This window comes from Microbacterium sp. B35-04 (genome assembly GCF_010634885.1).
GTDB lineage: Bacteria > Actinomycetota > Actinomycetes > Actinomycetales > Microbacteriaceae > Microbacterium.
On sequence record NZ_MWLP01000041.1, the window covers coordinates 1 to 23184 of the forward strand.

Below are 23184 nucleotides of genomic sequence, written 5' to 3' on the forward strand. Positions count from 1 at the left end.
CCGGGCCGCAGAACGCCTCTCGGCGCGAGGCCGCTCGGAGCGGCAGAAGATGGAGCCCGGGGTTACTGCGGCCCGGCTGATCCAGTGTAACGGAGGAGACCGGCGTGGCATTCCCCGCGCTCTAAGCTCGGGGCATGGCCCTGCTCTTCGCACTCGTCATCGACCCCTCGGCCTTCGCGGATACCCGGTCGGACTTCGCCGACACGTTCCGCGTCATCGATCCCTCCGCACCGGCACTGAGCGTCGGCGAGCTGAGCACGCAGCGTGGCGACGGCATCTTCGAGTCGATCGGGGTCGTCGATGGGCACGCGCAGGAGACGGAGGCGCATCTCGAGCGGCTCGCGCACTCGGCCCGGATCTGCGACCTGGCGCCCCCGAACCTCGAGCAGTGGCGGCAGGCCGTGGACGTCGCCGCGCAGCACGCGCCGCGCCACGGCGAGGGCGTGATCAAGCTCATCCTGAGCCGCGGTGTCGAGCATGGCCCCGCACCCACGGCCTGGGTGACCGTGGCGGCCGCCGCCGACAACACCGCCGTGCGCGCTCGGGGGATTCGCGTCGTGACCCTCGACCGCGGGTACGGCATCGACACGCCCGCGAAGGCTCCCTGGCTGCTGCTCGGCGCCAAGACGCTGTCGTACGCGGTGAATATGGCCGCGATCCGCGAGGCCAAGCGCCGTGGAGCCGACGACGCCGTGTTCGTGAGCTCGGACGGCTTCGTCCTCGAAGCACCGACCGCGTCCCTCATCCTGCGGCTCGACGGCCGGTTCGTCACTCCCGCGCCCAACGGCGGCATCCTCCACGGCACGACGCAGCTGAGCCTGTTCGCCCATCTCGAGGAGCAGGGTCTCGAGACCGGCTACGCGACGATCCCGATCAGCGCGCTGGGGCAGGCGGATGCCGCGTGGCTGGTGTCGAGCGTGCGTCTCGCGGCGCCCATCACAGCGATCGACGGCGCCGCGGTCCCGGTCGACGCCGACCTCACGGCATCCTTCAATCGCTATCTGCTCAGCCCGCGCGACTGAGCCGCCCGCCCGACCCGCGCCTTACCGGAGCAACGACGAAGCCCCCGCCGAGCGGCGGGGGCTTCGTCAACGGGATGTCGTCGGCTCAGCCGAATCGGCCCGAGACGTAGTCCTCCGTGGCCTGCACCGACGGCGTCGTGAAGATCGCGGTGGTGTCGTTGTACTCGATGAGCTTGCCCGGCTTGCCGGTGCCCGCGATGTTGAAGAACGCCGTCTTGTCGCTCACGCGCGAGGCCTGCTGCATGTTGTGCGTGACGATGACGACCGTGTAGTCGTTCTTCAGCTCGCCGATCAGCTCCTCGATGGCGTAGGTCGAGATCGGGTCGAGGGCCGAGCAGGGCTCGTCCATGAGGATCACCTCGGGAGAGACGGCGATCGCGCGGGCGATGCAGAGTCGCTGCTGCTGGCCGCCCGAGAGGCCCGAGCCCGGCTTGTCGAGACGGTCCTTGACCTCGTTCCACAGGTTGGCGCCCATCAGGGACTTCTCGACGAGGGCGTCGGAGTCCGACTTCGACATCTTCTTGTTGTTGAGCTTGACGCCCGCGAGCACGTTCTCCTTGATCGACATCGTGGGGAACGGATTGGGCCGCTGGAACACCATGCCGACCTGGCGGCGCACGAGCACCGGGTCGACGTTGGCACCGTAGAGGTTGTCGCCGTCCAGCAGCACCTCGCCCTCCACGCGGGCGCCGGGGATGACTTCGTGCATGCGGTTGAGGGTGCGCAGGAACGTCGACTTGCCGCAACCCGACGGGCCGATGAAGGCGGTCACGCTGCGCGGCTCGATGTTGAGCGAGACGCCTTCGACGGCCAGGAAGTCGCTGTAGTAGACGTTGAGGTCGTTGACTTCGATGCTCTTGGACATGATTCCTGTCGATTCTTTCGGGTGGGGATGCTCAGCGGCCGAGCTTCGGCGAGAAGACCTTCGCGACGAGCCGCGCGATGAGGTTCAGGAGCATCACGATGACGATGAGGACGAGCGCGGCGGCCCAGGCCCGGTCGTGGTACGCCGCGACGGGGATGCCCGCGTTCATGTACTGCGTGTACACGAACACCGGCAGCGTCATCATGCGGCCCTCGAAGAGGTTGTAGTTCATGGAGGTCGCGACGCCGGCGGTGAGCAGCAGCGGGGCCGTCTCGCCGATGACGCGCGAGATCGACAGCATGACGCCCGTCGTGATGCCCGCGATCGAGGTGGGCAGGACGACCTTCGAGATCGTGCGCCACTTCGGCACGCCGAGGGCATACGCCGCCTCACGGAGCTCGTTCGGCACCAGGCGCAGCATCTCTTCGGTCGAGCGCACGACCACGGGGATCATGAGCACCGACAGCGCGATCGATCCCATGATGCCCATGCGGATGCCGGGTTCGAAGAGCAGCGCGAACACGGCGTAGGCGAACAGACCGGCCACGATCGAGGGGATGCCCGTCATCACGTCGACGAGGAACGTGATGCCGCGCGCCAGCCGGTTCCGTGCGCCGTACTCGACGAGGTAGATGGCTGTGAAGATGCCGATCGGGATCGAGATGATGGCTGCGGCGAGCGTGATGAGGAGCGTGCCGACGATGGCGTGCAGCGCACCGCCGCCTTCGCCGACGACGTTGCGCATGGACGAGGAGAAGAACTCGGCCGAGAGGCCCGCGACGCCGTTGACGATCACGGTGATCGCCAGCGACACGAGCGGCACCATCGCGACGAGGAACGCGAGCGTCACGACGCCGGTCACGAGCCGGTCGACGCCCTTGCGGCGGCCCTCCACCAGCGAGGAGATCGTGGCGATCAAGGCCAGGTACACGAGGGCGGCGACGACGGCCCACCCTGCGATGCTGAAGTCCTCGCCCGAGCCCATGGCGAGGATCGCGAAGACCACGGCGCTGACCGCGAGACTGCCGATCAGGATGGCCCACGGGGCCCACACCGGCAGGCGGCCGCTGGTCAGTCGCGGGGTCTCGCGCACGGGCACCTGCTGCGGCGCCGTCGGGGGAGCGGTTGTCACGGTCATGTCAGTTCGCTCCCGAGAATGCCTCGCGGCGGCTCACGATCCATCGTGCGATGGCGTTGACCGCGAAGGTGACGATGAAGAGGATGAGACCCGTCGCGATCAGGACGTTGACGTTGGTGCCGTACGCCTCGGGGAACGTCAGGGCGATGTTCGCCGGGATTGTGCTCGGGTTCTCCGAGGTGAAGAGCTGGAAGGTGACGACGCCCGTCGCGGACAGCACCATGGCGACCGCCATCGTCTCGCCGAGGGCGCGACCGAGCCCCAGCATTGAGGCGGACACGATGCCGCTGCGGCCGAAGGGGAAGACGGCCATGCGGACCATCTCCCACCGTGTCGCGCCGAGCGCGAGGGCGGCCTCCTCGTGGAGCACCGGGGTCTGCAGGAAGATCTCGCGGCAGATCGCGGTGATGATGGGGACCACCATGACCGCCAGCACGATGGCTGCGGTGAAGATCGTGCGGCCGGTGCTGGAGACGGTGCCGCCGAACAGCGGGAACCAGCCCATGTTGGCGTTGAGCCACGCGTACACCGGCTGCACGGCGGGGGCCAGCACGAGGATGCCCCACAGGCCGAAGACGACGGAAGGCACCGCGGCCAGCAGGTCGACGATGTAGCCGAGGCCCTGCGCGAGGCGGCGCGGTGCGTAGTGCGAGATGAAGAGGGCGACCGAGACGGCCAGGGGGACGGCCATCAGCAGCGCCAGGAACGACGCCCAGACCGTGCCGAACGCGAGCGGCCAGACGTACTGCCAGAAGTTCCCGGTGAGGATGCTCGCCGTCTCGCTGGTGGCGGTCAGACCGGGGATGGACTGGATGATCAGGAAGAGCGCGACGGCGGCGAGCGTGACGAGGATCATCACGCCGGCGGCGAGGGCGGTTCCCGAGAACCAGCGGTCGCCCGGCCGCTGCTTGACCTTGCCCGCTGCCGGGGCGGTCGTCGTGGTCATGGTGTCCTTCTGATTCGGGTCTTCTCAGGGTGATACCCGGCCCGGTCGCCGAGCGACCGAGCCGGGTACCGTGGTCTTACTCTGCGACGATCGTCTCGATCGCCGCGTTGACCTTCTCGCGCAGGCTGTCCGAGATCGGCGCGTTGCCCGCAGCCGCGGCAGCGGCCTCCTGGCCCTCGGCGCTGGCGACGTACTCGAGGTAGCCCTTGACGATCGGGGCGACCTCCGCGTCCGCGAACTCCTGGCACGTGATCATGTAGCTGACGAGGACGATCGGGTAGACGCCGGCCTCCTGCGAGGTGCGGTCGAGCTCGATCGCGAGGTCGCCCTCGGAGCGGCCCTCCTCGAACGGCGACGCGTCGACGATCGCCGCGGCTGCCTCGGGCGAGTACTCGACGAACTCGTCGCCGACCTTGACGGCGGCGGTCGAGAGGCCCTCTTCGGCGGCGCGCGACGCGTCGGCGTAGCCGACGGTGCCGTTGCCCCCGGCGACGGCGGAGACGACACCCGAGGTGCCCTGCGCGGCCTCACCGGTCGTGAGCGGCCAGACGCCGTCGGGCTCGCTCGTCCACACGTCTCCGGCTGCCTGGAAGAGGTAGTCGGTGAAGTTCTCGGTGGTGCCCGAGTCGTCGGCGCGGTGCACCGGCGTCACGGCCGCGTCCGGAAGCGTCACGCCCGGGTTGAGGGCGGCGATCGCCGGGTCGTTCCAGGTGGTGATGGTGCCGGCGAACAGGCCCGCGATGGTCGCGGCGTCCAGGTTGAGCGAGTCCACGCCCTCGAGGTTGAAGATGACCGCGATCGGCGAGATGTAGGTCGGGAGCTCGACGATGCCCGAGCCCTCGGCGCACGCCTCGAAGCCACCGGCCTCGATCTCTTCGATCTTGAATGCGCGGTCCGAGCCGGCGAACGGGAAGGCGCCGGCCTGGAAGGACTCGCGGCCTGCACCCGAGCCCGCCGGGTCGTAGTTGATCGTGACGTCGGGGTTGGCCTCCTGGAAGCCGGCGGTCCATGCCTGGACGGCGACCTCCTGCGACGAAGCGCCACCGCCGGCGATCTCGCCGGACAGGTCTGAGGTGGGGGCGTCGGTGGTGCCACCGGACGGGGTCTCGTTCGAAGCGCAGCCGGCGAGGGCGAGGGCCGCGATTGCGGCGACAGCGCCCACCTGGGCGATGCGAGAGATCTTCACTGTGTGAATCCTTCACGTGTCAGGGAAACAGGCCCGAGAAGGCCTTCGGGTTCGAACCCGGTGCGGGGTTCGCTCTGAAACGTAGGCTCGGACTCTTAAGAGCTTGCGCTGCGCGGGTGAACGGAAGGTGAACGGGATGCCGACATCCATGCGTCCGCATCGAGGTCGCCGCGCCGTCAGGCCGCGGAATTCCGCGGCTCTCGAGGCAAGCTGTTCACTCGAGGTGCTGAGTCGCCCCCGCTTCAGTCCTTGGGGATGTGCGTCTCGATCGCCACGATGCCCGAGCCGGGATTGTCCACCGACATGTGCACGACCGAGAAGGCGGCGGGATCGAGCGCCGAGGCGCTGCCGAGATACGATCCGCGCAGTGTGCCCGTCGCGAGCGCGAGTTCGCTGAGGATGTCGGGCAGCACCGGTCCGTGGCTGCACAGCACGGAGGGCTTGCGGGCACGCACCCGATCGCCGATGACCGTGCGGGCGTCGGACTTGCCCTCTTCCCACGCGTCCTGGCCGATCAGACCGCTGGTGTCGATCCTGCGCCCGATGGCGTCCGACAGCGGCTTGACCGTCTCCACGCACCGCACCGCGGGGCTCGACACGATTCTGCGGACACCGAAGGCGAGGAGCGGGCCGACGATCGAGGCCGCCTGCCTGCGGCCGCGCGGTGACAGCGGGCGCGCGGCATCCTTCCCCTTCCATTCCTCGCGGGAGAGAGCCTTGGCGTGCCGCAGAGCGACGATGGGGAACGTCCGCAGCACGCCCTCGTCGACCAGCCGGACGAAGGTCTCCATGATCTCGGTGTCGACCGGGTAGCTGAGAATGCGCAGCGCCTTCTTGGGCGACACCCACTCCAGCGCGGCGATCTCTTTGTTCGGCAGGAACGCCGAGGCGCGGATCGCCGCCTCGGTCGCCTCGGCCGCCCAGTAGTGCACGATCTTGATGCGCTTGCTGGGCAGCCGGTACCGCGAGACGCCTACCGGCACACCGAGGGCGACACGGATGCCGGTCTCTTCGTGGATCTCGCGCACCGCCGTCTCTGCCAGCATCTCGCCGGGGTCGACCTTGCCCTTGGGCAGGGTGACATCGCGGTACTTCGTGCGGTGGATCAGGAGCACACGCAGCTTGCCGTCGACGACCCGCCAGACGACGCCCCCGGCCGCGTAGACGGCCGTCTCGGTCATCGCACCGCCCGTGCCCGCCGGCGGCGCTGCACGTTGGTCATGGTCCTGTCCTGGAGGTCCAGGAGCGGCTTGCCGTCCTCGCCGATGTTGTGCCGCACCCATTCGCCGTCCGGCCTCAGGTGCCACGAGCTCGTGTTGTCGCTCATCGAGAGTGTGAAGAGGTCGTTCAGCTCCTTGACGTGGGCGGGCGTCGACACCCGCACGAGAGCCTCGACCCGGCGGTCGAGGTTGCGGTGCATGATGTCGGCGCTGCCGATGTACACCACCGGCTCGCCGTCGTTGTGGAAGGCGAAGATGCGCGAGTGCTCGAGGTAGCGGCCGAGGATCGAGCGGACCGTGATGTTCTCGCTCATCCCCTCGACGCCGGGCTTGAGCGAGCAGATGCCGCGCACGCACACCTCGACCTTCACGCCCGCCTGGCTGGCGCGGTACAGCGCGTCGATGATCTGCTCGTCGACCATCGAGTTGACCTTGATGCGCACGCTCGCCGGCTTGCCGCCGAGGGCGTTGCGCCGCTCCTTCTCGATCAGCCGCAGCAGGCCCTTGCGCAGGTGGAGCGGCGCGACGAGGATCCGCTTGAACTTCTTCTCGATCGCGTAGCCGCTCAGCTCGTTGAACAGGCGCGTCAGGTCGCGACCGACCTGGTCGTCGGCGGTGAAGAGCCCGAAGTCCTCGTAGATGCGGCTGGTCTTGGGGTTGTAGTTGCCGGTGCCGACGTGGCTGTAGCTGCGCAGCACGCCGCTCTCTTCGCGGATCACGAGCGCGAGCTTGCAGTGGGTCTTGAGGCCCACCAGGCCGTAGACGACGTGGACGCCCGCCTTCTCGAGCTTGCGAGCCCACACGATGTTGTTGGCTTCGTCGAAGCGCGCCTTGATCTCGACGAGTGCCAGCACCTGCTTGCCGGCCTCGGCGGCGTCGATGAGCGCCTCGACGATGGGGCTGTCGCCCGACGTGCGATAGAGGGTCTGCTTGATGGCGAGCACATGCGGGTCCTTCGCCGCCTGCTCGAGGAAGGACTGCACGCTCGTCGCGAAGGACTCGTAGGGGTGGTGCACGAGCACGTCGCCCTTGCGGATGGCGGCGAAGATGTCGGCGCGCTCGTTGTTGTCGCCCGGTTGGAACGCCAGCGCGGTCGTGGGCAGGTGCGGCGTGAAATGCAGGTCCGGGCGATCGATCCGCGAGAGGTCGAACAGTCCGCGCAGATCCAGCGGCCCGGGCAGGCGGTAGACCTCCTGCGCAGTGATGTCGAGCTCCTTCACGAGGAGGTCGAGCGTCACGTCATCCATGTCGTCGGTGATCTCGAGGCGGATCGGCGGCCCGAACCGGCGACGCAGCAGCTCCGCCTCGAGCGCCTGGATGAGGTTCTCAGTCTCGTCCTCCTCGATGACCATGTCCTCGTTGCGGGTCAGGCGGAAGGCGTGGTGGTCGAGCACCTCCATGCCGGGGAAGAGGTCGTCGAGGTGGTTGGAGATGAGGTCCTCGAGCGGCAGGTACCTCACCGCGCCGGCGGCCGGCGGCAACTCGACGAACCGGGGGAGCATCGGCGGCACCTTGAGCCGGGCGAACTCCTGGCGGCCGGTGCGGGCGTTGCGAATGCGGATCGCGAGGTTCAGCGACAGCCCCGAGATGTACGGGAACGGGTGGGCGGGGTCCACCGCGAGCGGCATCAGGACGGGGAAGACCTGCGCCTGGAAGTACTCGTACAGCGCGGCGCGCTCGCCCTCGTCGAGCGTGTCGTACGAGACGACGCGGATGCCGGCATCCGCCATCGCGGGCATCACCAGCGACGTCCACGCCTGCGCATGCCGCATCTGCAGGCGATGCGCCTCGGCCGAGATGTCGGCGAGCACGTCGGCGGGGGAGCGCCCGACGTTGGTCGGCAGCGCGAGGCCCGTCGCGATCCGGCGCTTGAGGCCCGCGACGCGGACCATGAAGAACTCGTCGAGGTTGCTCGCGAAGATCGCCAGGAAGTTCGCCCGTTCCAGGGTGGGCATGTTCGGGTCTTCGGCGAGTTCGAGCACACGCAGGTTGAAGGCGAGCCAGCTGAGCTCGCGATCCAGATAGCGGTGGTCGGGAAGCTGCGAATCGAAGACCTCCGACAGGTCGAAGTCGTCGTCGTCCGCATCGCCCAGGCCGGCGTCGAGCACCTCGGGTTCGATCATCCCCTCATCATTGCAGGGTCGCGTGACGAGAGTGTGAACGGGACGGATGCCGCGTTCAGAGGCTGTCTACGCGCCGGTGCGCTCGCGGGGGGCGGGTTCGGGCTCGTCCTCGTAGACGTTGAACCGGTAGCCGACGTTGCGCACCGTGCCGATGAGCTGCTCCATGTCGCCGAGCTTGGCGCGCAGGCGCCGGACGTGCACGTCGACAGTGCGCGTCCCGCCGAAGTAGTCGTAGCCCCAGACCTCGCTCAGCAGCTGCTCGCGCGTGAACACACGCGAGGGATGGGTGGCGAAGAAGTGGAGGAGCTGGAACTCCTTGTAGGTCAGGTCGAGCGGTCGCCCGTGCACCTTGGCCGAGTACGAGGACTCGTCGATGGTGATGCCCGAGGTCTGGATGCGGGTCGACACCTGCTCGGCCGACTGACGCCCGACTGCGAGCCGGATGCGCGCATCCACCTCGGCGGGGCCGGCCGTGTAGAGGATCACGTCGTCGACGCCCCAATCGGGGGAGACGGCGGTGAGACCGCCCTCCGTCACGATGAGCAGCAGGGGGGCGTCGAGGCCTGTCGTGTTGAGGATCTTGCACAGCGACTTCGCGCCGACGAGGTCTACGCGGGCGTCGACGAAGATGATGTCGGCACTCGGGGCGTTGACCAGCTGGGCGGGTTCCGCGGGGATCAGGCGCACGCGGTGGCTCAGCAGTTCGAGCGAGGGCAGCACGGGGCCGCCTCCGTGCGTGGAACTGAGAACCAGGAGCTGTGCCAATGGGACGCCTTCCCGGCGCGTGGGGGCGCGCGCCGCGAACCCCAGTGTAGAGCGTGGGCGGCGGCCACCCGTCTACGTGACCGTCCTCGGAGCGCCGCGACCGTCGTGGGCCCGGCGGCGGCAGGTGCGGCCGGCGACGTGATGGGCGATGATGGAGACGTGGCCCTGCCTGAACTCGCTCCTCGTCGCACCTTGGGCGGCGTCGTCGCCGTGTGGGTGCTGGCGGCGGTCATCGCGATCCTGATCGGGATCTTCGCGACGCCGGACTGGCGTGCCGCCTGGCTGGGCGTCGGATTGGGCGGATGCCTCATCGCGGCGTTCGCGACGCAGCTCTGGTCGGGGCGCTCGCAGGGATTCACCGAGCGTGTGGCGGCGAGCGTCCTGGGCGCGGCGCTGGTGATGGGTGTCGTCAGCCTGGGCTTCGGGCTGGCCGCCCTCGTTCCCGGCTAGACTCATCGTCATGGATCTCGTCGCGCTCGAACTGTTCTTCGTGGGCCTGCTCGGCCTCGCGTCGCTCGCGATCGTCTTCGTATCGGGCGTCGTCGTCTGGAACCTCTACCGCGGCCAGCGCTGACGGGTCGCGTCGTGCTCGACATCCCGACCGACCTTCCTGCGGAGCTCGTGCCGCTGTCGTGGCTCATCGGCGTGTGGGAGGGCACCGGCGTCATCGATTACGGTGACCACGCGTACACCGGCGAGTTCACGCACCGCGTGAGCTTCAGCCATGACGGCGGCGATTACCTCAACTACTCCGCCGAAGCCTGGTTCCACAGCGCCGACGACCCCGAGGCGCGCACGCGCCTCGTGGCCGAGCTGGGGTACTGGCGTCTCGTGCTCCCGGCGACCGAAGCCGATGCCGGCCCGGGCCTGCTGCCGGCGCTCGCGACCGCCGTCGCGCGCACGGCCGATGACATCGAGCGGCTGCGCAACGGCGACGGCGGCTTCGACATCGAGGTGGCCCTCGTCCACGCCGACGGCGTGAGCGAGCTGTACCTCGGTCAGATCAAGGGCCCTCGCATCGACATCGCGACCGACGCCGTCGTGCGTCCGGCGAGTGCGAAGAACTACGCTGCGGGGACCCGCATGTACGGCCTCGTCGACGGCCACCTGCTGTGGGCATGGGACATCGCGGCCCTCGGCTTCGAACTCGGCGCGCACGCGTCGGCACGCCTTGCCCGGGTCGAATGAGCGCGGGAACGAGCACGTACTGATGGGCAGGACTTCCGATGACCAGATCGATCACTGACCCGTTCGCGGCCGTTCCCGGGGCCGTCGTCGACGACGCGGGCCTGCAGCACGTCGGCAGTCCCCTCGTGGAGCAGCGCCGCCTCGCCGCCGGTGCGGCGCTCGCGCCGCGCCGCGATCGCGCGGTCATCGCCGTGCCCGGGGAGGACCGCCTGACCTGGCTGGACTCGCTGTCCTCGCAGGCGCTCGCGCGCCTGGCGCCCGGCGTGAGCACCGAGCTGCTCATCCTCGACCCGCAGGGACACGTCGAGCACGCGGCATCCGTCGTCGACGACGGCGAGACCACGTGGCTCATCGCCGATCGCGCCGACGTCGAGGGCCTCTTCGGCTGGCTCCGCAAGATGCGCTTCCGGCTGCGCGTCGATCCCCGCATCGCCGATGACGAGTACGCGGTCGTCGGCGGCACGGCCGCGGCACTCGAGCGCATCTCGCCCGCCTCGCCGTCGGGGGTCCCGCTCGTGTGGCGCGACCCGTGGCCCTCGGTCGCGCCCGGCGGTCATGCCTACGCTCCGGTCGATCCGCACCCCGGCGCCGACCGCGACTGGGCCGAGGCGATCGTGACGCGTGAGGAGGAGCTGCGCATCGCGGATGCCGCGACCCGCGGTGAGCTCGAGCTCGCCGGCATCGCGGCGGCTGAGGCGCTGCGCGTCGCCGCGTGGCGTCCGCGTTGGAGCACCGACGTCGACGAACGCGCGCTGCCGCACGAACTGGACTGGCTGCGCACCGCCGTACATCTCGAGAAGGGCTGCTACCGCGGCCAGGAGACGATCGCGAAGGTGCACAACCTCGGCCACCCGCCGCGGCGGATCGTGGCGCTGCAGCTCGATGGGTCGGGCAGCGTGCTGCCCGAGCACGGCGCGGCAGTGCGGCTCGGGAGCGTGAACAGCGCCGAGGTGGGCACCGAAGTGGGCACGGTCACGTCGGCGGCGCTGCACTACGAGGAGGGGCCCATCGCCCTCGCGGTGGTGCGTCGCACGACGCCGGTCGACGCGCCGCTGACGGTCGACACCGCCGACGGCCCCGTCGCCGCCGCGCAGGAGACGGTGGTGCCGCCCGACGCCGGCGCCACGGCCAACGTGCCGCGGATCACCCGGCTGTCGCGGCGCGCGGCGGCGCAGTAGGAGCACCAGCGGTGAGCGGCGACGGCGACACCGCCGCGATCACGCAGACCGTCCCGACGGGCTGGCGGGCCCGGCTCGACCTTCGGCCGCACCTCGCCCGCGTCCGCGGGTCGGCGATCGCGATCGTGCAGATCACGCTGGCGGCGACCGCGGCGTGGGCCTTCGCGCACTATGTGGTGGGGCATCCGGCGCCCCTCCTCGCGGCGACCGTCACGATCTCGAGCCTCGGCCTCGTGCGCGACGCCCGCCCTCGCCGCGTGCTCGAGACGGTCGTCGGGATGCTGGTGGGCATCCTGGTCGCCGAGGGGTTCGTCGTGGTCGTCGGGCCGGGGTGGTGGCAGCTGGCGCTCGCGCTCGGCGTCACGCTCGTCGTCGCGCGGTTCCTGTCCCCGTATCCGCCCTTCGCGATCATGGCCGGCATCCAGGCGTCCATCGTGATGTCGCTGCCGGCGTCGCAGCCCTTCTCTCGGCTCATCGACGGGATCGTGGGCGGTGTGGCCGCCCTCCTGGTGACAGCGTTGATTCCGCGCAATCCCCGCAGCGAAGAGGCCCGCGACGGCCACGCCGTGTTCGCGGCGGCCGATGCCGCTGCGCGCACCATCGTGCAGGCGCTCCGCCGCGGCGACGCGATGCGGGCGACGCGTGGCCTCGAGAAGGCGCGGGCGATCGCGCCGCAGATCGACGAGTGGCGCGCATCGCTGGAGTCGGGGCTCGCGGTGGCCGGCTTCTCGCCGTGGCTGCGGCCGCAGCGCGCCGAGCTGCGGCGCCATCAGACGGTGCTGCAGGCCATGGACTTCGCCACGCGCAACCTCCGCGTGGTGGCGCGGCGAGCGGTGTACCTGTGCGACGACGGCCAGCGCCGACCTGTGCCCGCCGAGCTGCTGGCGGAGCTGATGCGGGCGGCCGCTCTGGTGGGCGAGAGCCTCGACGACATCTCGCTGCAGCCCGCGGCGCGCGAGGCGGTGCGCGCGGTGGCCGTGCGTCTGGATCCCGCGCAGATCCTGCCGGACGGCACGCAGGGCGAGCAGAACCTGCTGACCGCGCTGCGCCCGCTCGCGGTCGATCTGCTGACCGCGACCGGCATGCCGTCGGCCGAGGCGCGTGCCGTGCTGCCCCGGGTGTGACGGCGCCGGGCATCAGCGCGGGGCGACCGCCTCCCAGGGGACGGTGACCTCGCCCAGGCGCCACCGCGACCGCTCGAGGATCGGCCACCCGCCGGCGACGAGCGCCGACAGCGCCGTGCGCCACTGATGCACCGGGCCGAAGGGCGAGACGCTCGCCGCGCGCTCCCACTCGGCGTCGAGCGCGGCCAGATACGCGTGCACCCGCTCCCCGGGGACGTTGCGGTGGATGAGCGCTTTGGGAAGCCGCTCCGCGGCGACGGACGGATGCTGCAGCCCGGCCAGCCGCAGCGACACGGTCAGCGTCCGGGGTGCCGCGTCGGGCCCGATCGCCGCCCACGTCGCGATGCGCCCGATCTCGTCGCAGGTGCCCTCCACCAGCAGCCCGTCGGGCGCGAGGCGGCCGGCCATCGTCGCCCAGGCCTCGGCGACCTCGTCCTCGTCGTACTGCCGCAGCACGTTGAAGGCCCGCACGACGGCCGGCCGGCGGCCGCCCGCGACCGGGACCTCGAATCCACCCCGGGCGAACGACACGCGCGAGTCGGGCGCGAACGAGGTGACGCCGCTTCGCACCTGATCGAGCTGTGCACGGGCGCGTTCCACCCGCGCCGGGTCGATCTCGAGACCGAGCACCTCGACGTCCGGGCGCACGCGGACGAGGCGCGAGTGCATCTCCAGCGCGGTGACGCCGCTCGCGCCGTATCCGAGGTCGACCACCAGCGGGTCCGAGGCCCGGCGGAGGGCGGGCTGCCGCGCGATCCAGCGATCCACGCGCCGCAGCCGGTTTGTCCCGGTCGTGCCGCGCGTGATCTGCCCGACCGGTCCCCGCGCCATCCCCCCATGATGCCAGGCCGTCGCCATCGTCGAGCCGATGGTTCTCGCCCGCCGACACAGCGCCGGGACGGGCGTCATCGCCCGGATATCATGGGGCGCATGACCGCGCCCCATACGCTGATCCTCCTCCGTCACGGCCAGAGCGAGTGGAACAAGACCAACCAGTTCACGGGGTGGGTCGACGTCCGCCTCACCGAACAGGGCAAGGCCGAGGCCGCTCGCGGCGGCGAGCTGCTCGCCGAGTCCGGCATCCTGCCCGACGTCCTGCACACCTCTGTGCTGAGCCGCGCCATCCAGACCGCCGACATCGCGCTCGACGCGGCCGACCGTCTCTGGATTCCGGTGAAGCGCTCGTGGCGCCTGAACGAGCGCCACTACGGCGCCCTCCAGGGCAAGGACAAGGCGCAGACCCTCGAGGAGTTCGGCAACGAGCAGTTCATGCTGTGGCGTCGCTCCTTCGACGTGCCTCCGCCGCCGCTGGCGGCCGACGACCAGTACAGCCAGGTCGGCGACCCGCGCTACGTGGGCATCGACGGCGAGGTGCCCGACACCGAGTCGCTGAAGATCGTGATCGACCGCATGCTGCCCTACTGGCACAGCGACATCGTGCCCGACCTGAAGGCCGGCAAGACGGTGCTCGTGACGGCTCACGGCAACTCGCTGCGCGGCCTGGTCAAGCACCTCGACGGCATCAGCGACGCCGACATCTCCGAGCTCAACATCCCCACCGGCATCCCGCTCGTGTATCGCCTCGACGAGAACCTCGAGCCGCTCAGCCCGGGGGAGTACCTGGACCCCGAGGCTGCCGCCGCGGGGGCTGCCGCTGTCGCGAACCAGGGCAAGGCCTGACGACTGACCCATCTGTCCGGTCGTTGAGCGAGGAGCGAAGCGACGCAGACGAAACGCCTCGAACCGACGTGCGACGCAGGTTCGAGGCGTTTCGTCTCGCTTCGCTCGCTGAACGACCGAGACGTACGACGCCGATTTCTACTGCGGCGTGATGATGTCGATGGTGTCGGTGCTCGTGGTCCAGTCGCCCGTCGACAGGTAGGCGACCTTCTTCGCCACCGACACCGCGTGGTCGCCGAAGCGCTCGTGGTATCGGCTGGCGAGCGTCGCGTCGACGGTGGCCGACGGGTCGCCCTGCCAGCTGTCGCTGAGCACCTTCTCGAACACCGAGACGTGCAGCTCGTCGAGCTTGTCGTCGGCGTTGCGGATCTCGTCGATGAGGTCGCCGTCCTGCGACCGCAGCAGCTCGGTGAGCTGGCGCGCCGCCTCGACGTCGAGCTCGCCCATCTTGAGGAACGTCGACTTGAGGCCCTTGGGGATGGCCCGCTCGGGGAAGCGCATGCGCGTGAGCTGCGCGATGTGCTCGGCGATGTCGCCCATGCGCTCGAGCGAGGCGCTCATGCGCAGCGCGCTGACGACGATGCGCAGGTCGCGGGCCACCGGCTGCTGACGCGCCAGGATCTCGATGGCGAGCTCATCGAGCTCGATGGCCTTCTCATCGATGACCGCGTCGGCTTCGATGACCTCCTCCGCCAGAGCGACGTCGCTGGTGCCGAACGCGCGCGTCGCCTTGTCGATGGCGACCGTGACGAGTTCGGCGATCTCGACGAGACGCCCCTGCACGTCCTCGAGGGACTGGTGGAAGACTTCGCGCATTCCGACGCACCTTTCATGGTTTTCGGGGGAGAGGCTCGTCCCGCGCCCCGCCGATTGTCGCCAGGGAAGGTTAACGGATGGTGCCCCCGTGGTGAACAGTACCCGGATCCTCTGCAGGCCTTCCCTCTCCGGTCCGATGCCGCGTCGCGGGTGCCTCTACGCTGGTCGCATGGACACGACGCAGCTCGCGCTGCTCGCCCTCCTCGCGGGGATCATCATCGGCGGTTCGATCTCCGCCGTCGTCGTCGCGGCGATGCGGGCGCGCGACCGCGCGCAGGCGGAGAGGTCCGTCGAGATCCCCGACGGCGTTCGCGGCGTGCTCCACGGGATGGACGATGCGGCGCTCGTCGTGGACGCGTCGTTCACGGTGCTGGCCGCCTCCGCCGCCGCCGCCGCCTTCGACCTCGTCGAGGGCGGCACGCTGCCGAACGACGAGCTGCGCGCCCTCGTGCGGCGCGTGCGGACGAGCGATTCGGTCGCGACCGAATCCAGCGCGACCGAGACGATGCGGCTGCGCCGAGGGGCGCCGCCGGCGGAACCGCGCCTCGTGGTCGTGCGGGCGTCGCGCATCTCGCCGCGGCTGACGCTCTTCGTACTGCGCGACATCACCGAGCGCGAGCGGGTCGAAGAGATGCGCCGCGACTTCGTGGCGAACACCAGCCATGAGCTCAAGACGCCGGTGGGCGCCGTGAGCCTGCTCGCCGAGGCCATCGAGTCCGCCTCTGACGACCCGCCGCAGGTGCGCATCTTCGCGACGCGGCTGCAGGCCGAGGCGAACCGCCTGGCGCTGTTGACATCGCGCATCATGAACCTCTCGCGCCTGCAGGCATCCGACGAGCTGCCGCAGCGGGACGTCTCGGTCGACGAGGTCGTCGCCTCGGCGCTCGATGCGCACGCGATCCAGGCGGACTCCGCCGGGGTCGAGGTGGTGCGGGGCGGCGCGCGAGGGCTGTACGTCCACGGTGACGCGCAGATCCTCAGCGAGGCGGTCGGCAACCTCATCGCCAACGCCATCGCGTACTCGCCGCGCGGCTCCAGCGTGGGGATCGGCGTCAAGGCCGTCGACCGCGTCGTGGAGATCGCCGTGACGGACCGCGGCATCGGCATCGCCGAAGGCGAGCAGGACCGCGTCTTCGAGCGTTTCTACCGCGCCGATCCGGCCCGCGCCCGCCGCACCGGTGGCAGCGGGCTGGGGCTCTCCATCGTCAAGCATGCGGTCCAGCGTCACGGCGGCGAGGTGCGGCTGTGGTCGCGACCCGGACGCGGGTCGACCTTCACCATCCGGCTGCCGCAGATCGACGCGCCCGACATCCAGCCCGAGCCCAAGCGCCCGCGCAGGAAGAAGCGGCCCGCCGTCGAGCCGACCACCGCCGCACCGCGGGCGGCTGCGCCGTCTACCGCTGCGGCCCTCGCCGCCGCGAGCGGGCCCCCGCTCGCCGACCCGAGCGCGTCCGCGGCATCGGCAGCAGGACGGCCTGCGGCCCCGGCCGCGGCCGCTGACCCGAGCGCGCCCACTGACCCCCGAACCCCCGTCGGCCCGGCCGCCGGCAAGAACCTCGCCTCCGGCAGGAATGGAGATCCCGCATGACCCGCGTCTTGATCGTCGAGGACGAGCCCGACCTGGCCGACCCGCTCGCCTACCTCCTCCGCCGCGAGGGCTACGACGTGGAGATCGCCGAGGACGGCCCCGCCGCACTCACGTCGTTCCGGGAGCGCGGCGCCGACATCGTGCTGCTCGACCTCATGCTCCCCGGGATGCCGGGCACCGAGGTGTGCCGGCAGATCAGGACCACCTCGGCGGTGCCGATCATCATGCTGACAGCCAAGGACTCCGAGGTCGACATCGTGGTCGGACTCGAGCTGGGGGCCGACGACTACGTCACCAAGCCTTACTCCGCGCGTGAACTGCTGGCGCGCATGCGGGCCGTGCTGCGGCGCTTCTCCCAGATCGACGCCGACCTCGAAGACCGGGTGCTCGAGGGTGGGCGGGTCGTGCTCGACATCGACCGCCACACCGTTGCGGTCGAGGGCGGCGAGATCAACATGCCGCTCAAGGAATTCGAACTGCTCGAGGTGCTGATGCGCAACGCGGGCCGGGTGCTCACGCGCGGCCAGCTCATCGACCGGGTGTGGGGCAGCGACTACTTCGGCGACACGAAGACGCTCGACGTGCACATCAAGCGGATCCGCTCCCGCATCGAGCGGAACCCGGGGTCGCCCGAGATGCTGGTCACGGTGCGCGGGCTCGGCTACCGCTTCGAGGGCTGAGCGGCCGCGTACGAACGAAGAGGGCGCCCCTGCTGGGGCGCCCTCTTCGTCGTGAGTGTGATCCGGCCGTTCAGGGAGCGAGCGCGGAGAGGTAGTCGAGCGATCCGTCGAGCACCGGCACGGAGGCCAGCGCGCCCTCGGCGTCGCCCGACTGGAAGAACGCGGTGACGTCGGTGCCGGGCAGGGCGTCGAGCTCTTCGACCAGCAGCGGCTCGTCCTCATCGGAGCCGAGGCTCACGGTCGTGTTGGCGGGCACGCGCACGGTCAGCGAGGCGCCGTCCTCGCCGATCTCGATGTTGAGCGTCTGCGAGTCCTCGGTGCGGTTGACGATCGCGGCGACGAAGTTGCCCTCCGAGCCGTCCTCGTTCGCCACGATCAGGGCGTTGCGCACCTCGAGGGGGCCGGAGTCGTAGACGTTCGTGCCCTCCGCGGCCGAGTAGGCGATGGTGGTCGCCTGAGGCGAGATCATGCTGCATCCGGTGGCGGTGAGGACGAGAGCGCCGCCGATGGACAGCGACGCGATCAGCCGGCTGTTGCGGGGACCGAGTGCCGCGGCGGATCGGCCGCGCGTCAGACCGTTGCGGCGGTGTATCGAGATCACGGATCCTCCTAGACGGATGACGGTTCTCCAGCATTCTAGGGGCTCGCTGTCGAGCACGCGGAGCACCTCGGTGGCCGATGCCCGGTGGGGGATGTGTCGCCGCCCGACCGGTGGGGCGGAGAACCTTAGCGTATTTCTCCTGTGGTATCCTGGAGGTTGCCGAAAGGACATAACTCCATGCTTTTTGAGGTTGGCGAGACGGTCGTCTACCCCCATCACGGGGCGGCAACGATCATCGAGGTCAAAGACCGGATCATCAAGGGCGAGACGAAGAAGTATCTGAAGCTCAACGTCACGCAGGGTGATCTCATCATCGAAGTCCCCGCAGAGAACGTCGATTTGGTCGGCGTCCGAGATGTCATCGGCAAGGAGGGTCTCGACAAGGTCTTCGAGGTGCTGCGCGCTCCGTTCACGGAGGAGCCGACCAACTGGTCGCGCCGCTACAAGGCCAACCTCGAGAAGCTCGCCTCCGGTGATGTCATCAAGGTCAGTGAGGTCGTGCGCGACCTCTGGCGTCGTGACCAGGACCGCGGCCTGTCGGCCGGAGAGAAGCGGATGCTCGCCAAGGCGAAGCAGATCCTGATCTCCGAGCTCGCCCTCGCGGAGAAGACCGACGAGGAGAAGGCGAGCGTCCTTCTCGACGAGGTCCTCGCGAGCTGAGACTCTCAGAACGGCGCCCCGCGGGGCGCCGTTCTGCTGTGTGCACGGTGCGCCGGCGACCCGCTTTCAGCGAGGTTCATGAGCGGCGCGAGGAGCGCTGCTCTCCGCCGATCGCGATAGCGTGAACGGGTGAGCATCACCCCTGTGCCGCGCATCGGCGTGGTCGTCGTCGCCGCCGGCTCGGGCACCCGTCTCGGAGCCGGCGCCCCCAAGGCGTTCGTCGGCATCGACGGCAGCAGCATTCTGCGTCACGCGCTGACGGGCGTGTTCGCCGCCCCGGCCGCCCAGGTGGTGATCGTGGCCCCCGCCGGGCGCGAGGGCGATGCACTCAGCGAAGCGCTCGCTGCGGCGGGTGAGCGCCGTGACCTGGTCTCGGTGGTCGCCGGCGGTGAGACCCGCCAGGCCTCCGTCGCCGCCGGGCTCGCTGCGCTCTGGGCAGACGTCGAAATCGTTCTCGTGCACGACGCGGCGCGGGCGCTGACCCCCGCCGAGGTCTTCGAGCGCGTCATCGCGGCGATCGACGCCGGCGCTGCGGGTGCGATCCCTGTGCTGCCGGTCATCGACACCGTCAAGCGCGTCGTGGGGCACGAGATCGTCGCCGCCGTGGACCGCGCCGAGCTGGCGGCCGCGCAGACACCGCAGGGCTTCCGGCGTGACGTGCTCGATGCGGCATACGCCACAGCGCGCCACGACTTCACCGATGACGCCGCCCTGGTCGCCGAGGCCGGCCACGCGGTGGCCGCCGTGCCGGGGCATCCGCTCGCCTTCAAGATCACGACGACGGCCGACCTCGACCGTGCCCGGCACCTCATCACCGAGGCCGTTCCGCACGCTCCCGCGCATCTTCAGCACGGGCCCGTCGTTCCCCGCGTGGGGGTGGGCACGGACGTGCACGCCTTCGGCGGCGACGGCACGCTGTGGCTCGCGGGCCTCGAATGGCCCGGAGAGGCGCCGCTGTCGGGCCACTCCGATGGGGATGCCGTGGCGCACGCGATCGTGGACGCCCTGCTCTCGGCCGCCGGCCTGGGCGACATCGGCACGCATTTCGGCACGGATCACCCGGAGTACGCCGGCGCGCACGCGGATGTCTTCCTGAAGCGCACGGTCGCCCTCCTCGGCGAGGCGGGATGGCGCGTGGGAAATGTGTCGGTGCAGGTGCAGGCTCAACGCCCCCGCTTCTCGGCCCGCCGTGCGGAAGCCGAGCGGGCGCTGTCGGCCACCCTCGGAGGAGCGCCGGTCACGGTCTCGGCGACCACCACCGACGGCCTCGGATTCACCGGACGCGCTGAGGGCGTGTCCGCCTTCGCGGTCGCCCTGGTCGTTCCCGTCTGAGGATCTCGGCCCCGCGGTTCGGCGCGGCGCGCGTCAGAGCGCGCGCGTCATGAAGATCGAGAAGGGATCGAGGGCGTAGTCCTCGAACGGGCCGCAGAGCACGAAGCCCTCGCTCGCGTACAGGCGCTGCGCCGGTGCGAAGTCCTCGGTCGTGCCGGTCTCGAGCCACAGGCTCGACAGGCCCCGCAGCCGTGCCTCGTCGACGATGTGGCGCAGCATCGCGCGTCCGACGCCGGTGCCCCGGAAGCGGTCGTCGACGCGCATCGACTTGATCTCGCCACGGTCGGAGTCGAGTGCCTTCAATGCGCCGATGCCCGCGAGCTCCCCGTCGATCCATGCCGACCACACAGCTAGGGACGGATGCCGCAGCGCGTCGATATCGAGCGCGTGCACGCTCTCTGCGGGCGAGGTGTCGTGCATCCCGGCCAGGTGCGAGGCGATGAGGCGTCGGGTGGCATCACCGCTCAGGTCGTCGGTGCGGATCTCGATGGTGCGCTGCATGTCCGGGCCAGTGTGCCACGCGTCGATTGCGGGCGTGTTTCAGCGTGGCGCGTCAGGCCTCGACGGCGAACGGCGCCGGATCGCGCGGTGCACGGGATCCCCAGGCGAGCAATGCCAGCCCTGCCGCCAGCACCACCAGACCGACGATCGCAAGCGCCGAGAGCCGCTCGCCGAGCACGACGATGCCCAGCACGCTGGCCGTCAGCGGCTCGCCGAGCGTGAGGGTCGCGGCAGTGGCGGCGGTCAGGCCGCTCAGCCCCCAGGTGAAGAGGACGTAGGCGATAGAGATGGTCGCGAGTCCCAGCCACAGCGCCATCACCAGGCCCGCCGGGGTGCCGAGCCACGTCAGGTCGACGAAGGGCAGTGCGCAGGCGCAGATGATCGCCGAACTGGCGCCCATCGCACCCACGACCGTGAACGGGTCCCAGCCGTCGTCGAGCAGGCGGCGCTGTGCGTTCGCGATCACGGCGAAAGAGGCTCCTGCGCCCACCGACCCGAGCAGTCCGAGCGGATCCGTGCCGCCTGCGGCACCCGCCTCGCCGCCCGAGCCGAGGAGCACGACGCCGATCGTCGCGAGGGCGGTCGCACCGATCCACGTGCGGCTCGGCATCCGTCGCGTCAGGCCCCACTCCAGCAGACCCGCCAGGATCGGGGCGGAGCCGAGAGCGACGACCGTGCCGACGGCGACGCCGTTGCGCGTCGTGCCCAGGAAGAACAGCGGCTGGTAGAGCGAGATGCACACCCCGGTGAGCACCATCAGCGCGAGGGGGCGCAGGCCCCCTTTCGACAGGCTCAGCGAGCGGACCGTCTTCGCCGCGGTGTGCGGGCGCCGCCTGGCGTGACGGGCAGCGAGGGCGAACGCGATCACCGCGAGTCCGGCGCCGCCGATCACCATGCGCATGACGCCGACCGAGAGCGGCGTCGTGCCGTCCGGACCGAGGGCCATGGCCGTCCCGGTGGTGCCGAACAGCACGGCGGCGGCGAGGACGGCGAGCACATGCATCCTCCGTTTATATCCGCATCCTCGCCCTCTGGCGGACATGTCGCCACCAGGCTCCCAGGGGCTGCCGTGGCACCGCCGGTAGGCTGGTGCGGTGACGGTTCAGCTGTACGACACCAAGACGCAGACACTGCGCGACTTCGTGCCCCTCGACTCCGGAAACGTCACCATCTACGTCTGCGGCCCGACCGTGCAGTCGGGGCCGCATATCGGGCACCTGCGCGGTGCGCTGAGCTTCGACATCCTGCGCCGCTGGCTCACTCACCGCCACGGGCGTGTCACGTTCGTCCGCAATGTCACCGACATCGACGACAAGGTGCTCGCCAACGCCACCGACGGTGAGCCGTGGTGGGCGCTCGCCTACCGGATGGAGCTCGAGTTCACCCGCGCGTACAGCGCGATCGGCATCCTCGCGCCGACCTATGAGCCGCGGGCCACCGCCTCCATCCCGCAGATGCAGGAGCTGATCGCGCGGCTCATCGACGCGGGGCATGCATACGCCGCCCCTTCGACCGGCTCGGCGGCCGAGACCGATTCCGCGGGTGATGTGTACTTCGACGTGCGGTCCTGGGCGGAGTACGGGTCGCTCACGAGGCAGAGCCTCGACGCCATGGAGCCGGCGGCGGACGCCGATCCGCGGGGCAAGCGCGATCCTCGGGATTTCGCGCTGTGGAAGGGCGCGAAGGCCGACGAGCCGACGTCCGCGACATGGGACTCGCCGTGGGGACCCGGGCGTCCCGGCTGGCACATCGAATGCTCTGCGATGTCGCGGCGCTACCTCGGCAGCGAGTTCGACATCCACGGCGGCGGGCTCGATCTGCGCTTCCCGCACCATGAGAACGAGCTGGCCCAGTCGACGGCCGCCGGCGACGGCTTCGCCCGCTACTGGGTGCACAACGGCCTCGTGACCGTCGGTGCGCAGAAGATGTCGAAGTCGCTGTTCAACTTCATCCTCGCCGAGGACGTGCTGCGTGAGCGCGATCCGCTGGTGGTGCGCTACGCGCTCGCCGCGGCCCACTACCGTTCCAGCCTCGACATCACCACGACGACCTTCGACGAGGCCGAAGCCGCGGTCGACCGCATCCGCACCTTCCTCGAGCGCGCCGTGCGGATTCTTCGCGGCGCGGACGACCTGCGCGTGAGCGCCGCCGTGCCGGCCGCGTTCGCCGCGGCACTCGACGACGACCTCGGCGTGCCGCAGGCGCTCGCCGTGCTGCACGAGACCGTGCGCGAGGGCAACACGGCGCTCGACGCCGGCGACCGCGACGGGGCGCTGCGCGCGTTCGCCGACGTCGCAGTGATGACGGGTGTGCTCGGCATCGACCCGCTCGACCCGCACTGGCGCTCGACGGATGCCTCGGACCAGACCCGCGCCCTCGACGCCCTGGTGCAGACGATGATCGCGCAGCGCGCCGATGCGCGCGCAGCGAAGGACTGGGCGGCCGCCGACCGCATCCGCGACGCGATCGCGGCGGCCGGCATCGCCCTCGAAGACGGACCCGACGGGACGCACTGGAGTGTCGCCGACACGCCCCGTTCCGCGGAGAGCAACTGACGGGGCGGCGCCCCGC

At 70.3% G+C, this 23184-nt stretch carries 23 protein-coding genes; 11 read left to right on the forward strand and 12 right to left on the reverse strand.

Going from position 1 to position 23184, the window contains the following annotated elements; all coding sequences use genetic code 11:
• Positions 1-134: 134 nt before the first annotated feature.
• Positions 135-1022: an aminodeoxychorismate lyase gene (locus B1729_RS11195; RefSeq protein WP_163620553.1), complete on the forward strand. Its 888-nt coding sequence runs from the start codon at positions 135-137 to the stop codon at positions 1020-1022.
• Between the two features lie 85 nt (positions 1023-1107).
• Here B1729_RS11195 and pstB read toward each other — a convergent pair whose 3' ends face one another.
• The 7 genes from pstB to B1729_RS11230 form a co-directional block, all read right to left on the reverse strand.
• On the reverse strand, positions 1108-1887 hold the full coding sequence (pstB, locus tag B1729_RS11200) for a phosphate ABC transporter ATP-binding protein PstB (protein ID WP_163620554.1): 780 nt from the start codon (positions 1885-1887) through the stop codon (positions 1108-1110).
• 31 nt (positions 1888-1918) lie between these two features.
• Entirely contained in the window at positions 1919-3025 is a 1107-nt protein-coding gene (gene pstA, locus B1729_RS11205; protein WP_163632740.1) for a phosphate ABC transporter permease PstA, read from the reverse strand.
• 1 nt (position 3026) lies between these two features.
• A complete protein-coding gene (pstC, locus tag B1729_RS11210) occupies positions 3027-3971 on the reverse strand; it encodes a phosphate ABC transporter permease subunit PstC (protein WP_163620556.1) in 945 nt (314 codons plus the stop codon).
• Between the two features lie 76 nt (positions 3972-4047).
• Positions 4048-5157, reverse strand: coding sequence for a phosphate ABC transporter substrate-binding protein PstS (gene pstS / locus B1729_RS11215; protein WP_163620557.1), 1110 nt, complete (start codon positions 5155-5157; stop codon positions 4048-4050).
• A gap of 242 nt (positions 5158-5399) precedes the next feature.
• Positions 5400-6338 (reverse strand): NUDIX domain-containing protein, encoded by a 939-nt coding sequence (locus B1729_RS11220; RefSeq protein WP_163632742.1) that lies wholly within the window; start codon positions 6336-6338, stop codon positions 5400-5402.
• The gene (locus B1729_RS11225) at positions 6335-8500 is read right to left on the reverse strand and encodes an RNA degradosome polyphosphate kinase (protein ID WP_163620559.1); all 2166 of its coding nucleotides are present in this window, start codon (positions 8498-8500) and stop codon (positions 6335-6337) included. The genes B1729_RS11220 and B1729_RS11225 overlap by 4 nt, the downstream gene beginning before the upstream one ends.
• A 66-nt stretch (positions 8501-8566) precedes the next feature.
• Positions 8567-9265: a response regulator transcription factor gene (locus B1729_RS11230; RefSeq protein ID WP_163620560.1), complete on the reverse strand. Its 699-nt coding sequence runs from the start codon at positions 9263-9265 to the stop codon at positions 8567-8569.
• Positions 9266-9424: 159 nt separating this feature from the next.
• Here B1729_RS11230 and B1729_RS11235 point away from each other — a divergent pair, with 159 nt between their 5' ends.
• The 4 genes from B1729_RS11235 to B1729_RS11250 all read left to right on the forward strand — a co-directional run bounded on the left by B1729_RS11235 (position 9425) and on the right by B1729_RS11250 (position 12755).
• Positions 9425-9715 (forward strand): hypothetical protein, encoded by a 291-nt coding sequence (locus B1729_RS11235; RefSeq protein ID WP_163620561.1) that lies wholly within the window; start codon positions 9425-9427, stop codon positions 9713-9715.
• 135 nt (positions 9716-9850) lie between these two features.
• On the forward strand, positions 9851-10453 hold the full coding sequence (locus B1729_RS11240) for an FABP family protein (protein ID WP_163632744.1): 603 nt from the start codon (positions 9851-9853) through the stop codon (positions 10451-10453).
• Positions 10454-10491: 38 nt separating this feature from the next.
• Positions 10492-11631, forward strand: a complete 1140-nt coding sequence (locus B1729_RS11245; RefSeq protein ID WP_163632746.1) for a folate-binding protein — start codon at positions 10492-10494, stop codon at positions 11629-11631.
• A gap of 11 nt (positions 11632-11642) precedes the next feature.
• A complete protein-coding gene (locus B1729_RS11250; RefSeq protein WP_204260187.1) occupies positions 11643-12755 on the forward strand; it encodes an FUSC family protein in 1113 nt (370 codons plus the stop codon).
• A gap of 12 nt (positions 12756-12767) precedes the next feature.
• Here the strand turns inward: B1729_RS11250 and B1729_RS11255 are convergent, their stop codons facing one another.
• The gene (locus tag B1729_RS11255) at positions 12768-13586 is read right to left on the reverse strand and encodes a class I SAM-dependent methyltransferase (RefSeq protein WP_163632748.1); all 819 of its coding nucleotides are present in this window, start codon (positions 13584-13586) and stop codon (positions 12768-12770) included.
• A 99-nt stretch (positions 13587-13685) separates the two neighbouring features.
• Here B1729_RS11255 and B1729_RS11260 point away from each other — a divergent pair, with 99 nt between their 5' ends.
• Positions 13686-14435 (forward strand): phosphoglyceromutase, encoded by a 750-nt coding sequence (locus B1729_RS11260; RefSeq protein ID WP_163632750.1) that lies wholly within the window; start codon positions 13686-13688, stop codon positions 14433-14435.
• Between the two features lie 138 nt (positions 14436-14573).
• Here the strand turns inward: B1729_RS11260 and phoU are convergent, their stop codons facing one another.
• Entirely contained in the window at positions 14574-15251 is a 678-nt protein-coding gene (phoU, locus tag B1729_RS11265; RefSeq protein ID WP_163620566.1) for a phosphate signaling complex protein PhoU, read from the reverse strand.
• Positions 15252-15420: 169 nt separating this feature from the next.
• Here phoU and B1729_RS11270 point away from each other — a divergent pair, with 169 nt between their 5' ends.
• Positions 15421-16839, forward strand: a complete 1419-nt coding sequence (locus B1729_RS11270) for an ATP-binding protein (protein ID WP_345770810.1) — start codon at positions 15421-15423, stop codon at positions 16837-16839.
• Positions 16836-17519: a response regulator transcription factor gene (locus tag B1729_RS11275; RefSeq protein ID WP_163620567.1), complete on the forward strand. Its 684-nt coding sequence runs from the start codon at positions 16836-16838 to the stop codon at positions 17517-17519. Before B1729_RS11270 ends, B1729_RS11275 begins: the two co-directional genes overlap by 4 nt.
• Positions 17520-17589: 70 nt before the next feature.
• On the opposite strand, the gene B1729_RS11280 is transcribed toward B1729_RS11275, so the two are convergent.
• Entirely contained in the window at positions 17590-18120 is a 531-nt protein-coding gene (locus B1729_RS11280; RefSeq protein ID WP_239539598.1) for a DNA modification methylase, read from the reverse strand.
• Positions 18121-18297: 177 nt separating this feature from the next.
• Between B1729_RS11280 and B1729_RS11285 the strand changes: the two genes are divergently transcribed.
• Together B1729_RS11285 and ispD are read left to right on the forward strand one after the other, a co-directional pair.
• Entirely contained in the window at positions 18298-18780 is a 483-nt protein-coding gene (locus B1729_RS11285; protein ID WP_045298114.1) for a CarD family transcriptional regulator, read from the forward strand.
• Positions 18781-18909: 129 nt separating this feature from the next.
• The gene (gene ispD / locus B1729_RS11290; protein WP_163632752.1) at positions 18910-20112 is read left to right on the forward strand and encodes a 2-C-methyl-D-erythritol 4-phosphate cytidylyltransferase; all 1203 of its coding nucleotides are present in this window, start codon (positions 18910-18912) and stop codon (positions 20110-20112) included.
• 33 nt (positions 20113-20145) lie between these two features.
• Here ispD and B1729_RS11295 read toward each other — a convergent pair whose 3' ends face one another.
• Together B1729_RS11295 and B1729_RS11300 are read right to left on the reverse strand one after the other, a co-directional pair.
• Positions 20146-20613: a GNAT family N-acetyltransferase gene (locus B1729_RS11295; RefSeq protein ID WP_163619679.1), complete on the reverse strand. Its 468-nt coding sequence runs from the start codon at positions 20611-20613 to the stop codon at positions 20146-20148.
• A gap of 52 nt (positions 20614-20665) precedes the next feature.
• Positions 20666-21616, reverse strand: coding sequence for an EamA family transporter (locus B1729_RS11300; protein ID WP_163632755.1), 951 nt, complete (start codon positions 21614-21616; stop codon positions 20666-20668).
• 91 nt (positions 21617-21707) lie between these two features.
• On the opposite strand from B1729_RS11300, the gene cysS reads away from it, so the two are divergent.
• Positions 21708-23168, forward strand: coding sequence for a cysteine--tRNA ligase (gene cysS, locus B1729_RS11305; protein WP_163632756.1), 1461 nt, complete (start codon positions 21708-21710; stop codon positions 23166-23168).
• The last annotated feature ends 16 nt before the right edge of the window (positions 23169-23184 follow it).

Coding starts and splice junctions, on each gene's coding strand:
- B1729_RS11245 (WP_163632746.1), top strand. CDS start 10,492: ATGACCAGATCGATCACTGACCCGTTCGCGGCCGTTCCCGGGGCCGTC.
- pstA (WP_163632740.1), bottom strand. CDS start 3,025: ATGACCGTGACAACCGCTCCCCCGACGGCGCCGCAGCAGGTGCCCGTG.
- B1729_RS11295 (WP_163619679.1), bottom strand. CDS start 20,613: ATGCAGCGCACCATCGAGATCCGCACCGACGACCTGAGCGGTGATGCC.
- pstB (WP_163620554.1), bottom strand. CDS start 1,887: ATGTCCAAGAGCATCGAAGTCAACGACCTCAACGTCTACTACAGCGAC.
- B1729_RS11255 (WP_163632748.1), bottom strand. CDS start 13,586: ATGGCGCGGGGACCGGTCGGGCAGATCACGCGCGGCACGACCGGGACA.
- B1729_RS11195 (WP_163620553.1), top strand. CDS start 135: ATGGCCCTGCTCTTCGCACTCGTCATCGACCCCTCGGCCTTCGCGGAT.
- B1729_RS11220 (WP_163632742.1), bottom strand. CDS start 6,338: ATGACCGAGACGGCCGTCTACGCGGCCGGGGGCGTCGTCTGGCGGGTC.
- phoU (WP_163620566.1), bottom strand. CDS start 15,251: ATGCGCGAAGTCTTCCACCAGTCCCTCGAGGACGTGCAGGGGCGTCTC.
- B1729_RS11225 (WP_163620559.1), bottom strand. CDS start 8,500: ATGATCGAACCCGAGGTGCTCGACGCCGGCCTGGGCGATGCGGACGAC.
- pstC (WP_163620556.1), bottom strand. CDS start 3,971: ATGACCACGACGACCGCCCCGGCAGCGGGCAAGGTCAAGCAGCGGCCG.
- B1729_RS11300 (WP_163632755.1), bottom strand. CDS start 21,616: ATGCATGTGCTCGCCGTCCTCGCCGCCGCCGTGCTGTTCGGCACCACC.
- B1729_RS11270 (WP_345770810.1), top strand. CDS start 15,421: ATGGACACGACGCAGCTCGCGCTGCTCGCCCTCCTCGCGGGGATCATC.
- B1729_RS11260 (WP_163632750.1), top strand. CDS start 13,686: ATGACCGCGCCCCATACGCTGATCCTCCTCCGTCACGGCCAGAGCGAG.
- B1729_RS11285 (WP_045298114.1), top strand. CDS start 18,298: ATGCTTTTTGAGGTTGGCGAGACGGTCGTCTACCCCCATCACGGGGCG.
- B1729_RS11275 (WP_163620567.1), top strand. CDS start 16,836: ATGACCCGCGTCTTGATCGTCGAGGACGAGCCCGACCTGGCCGACCCG.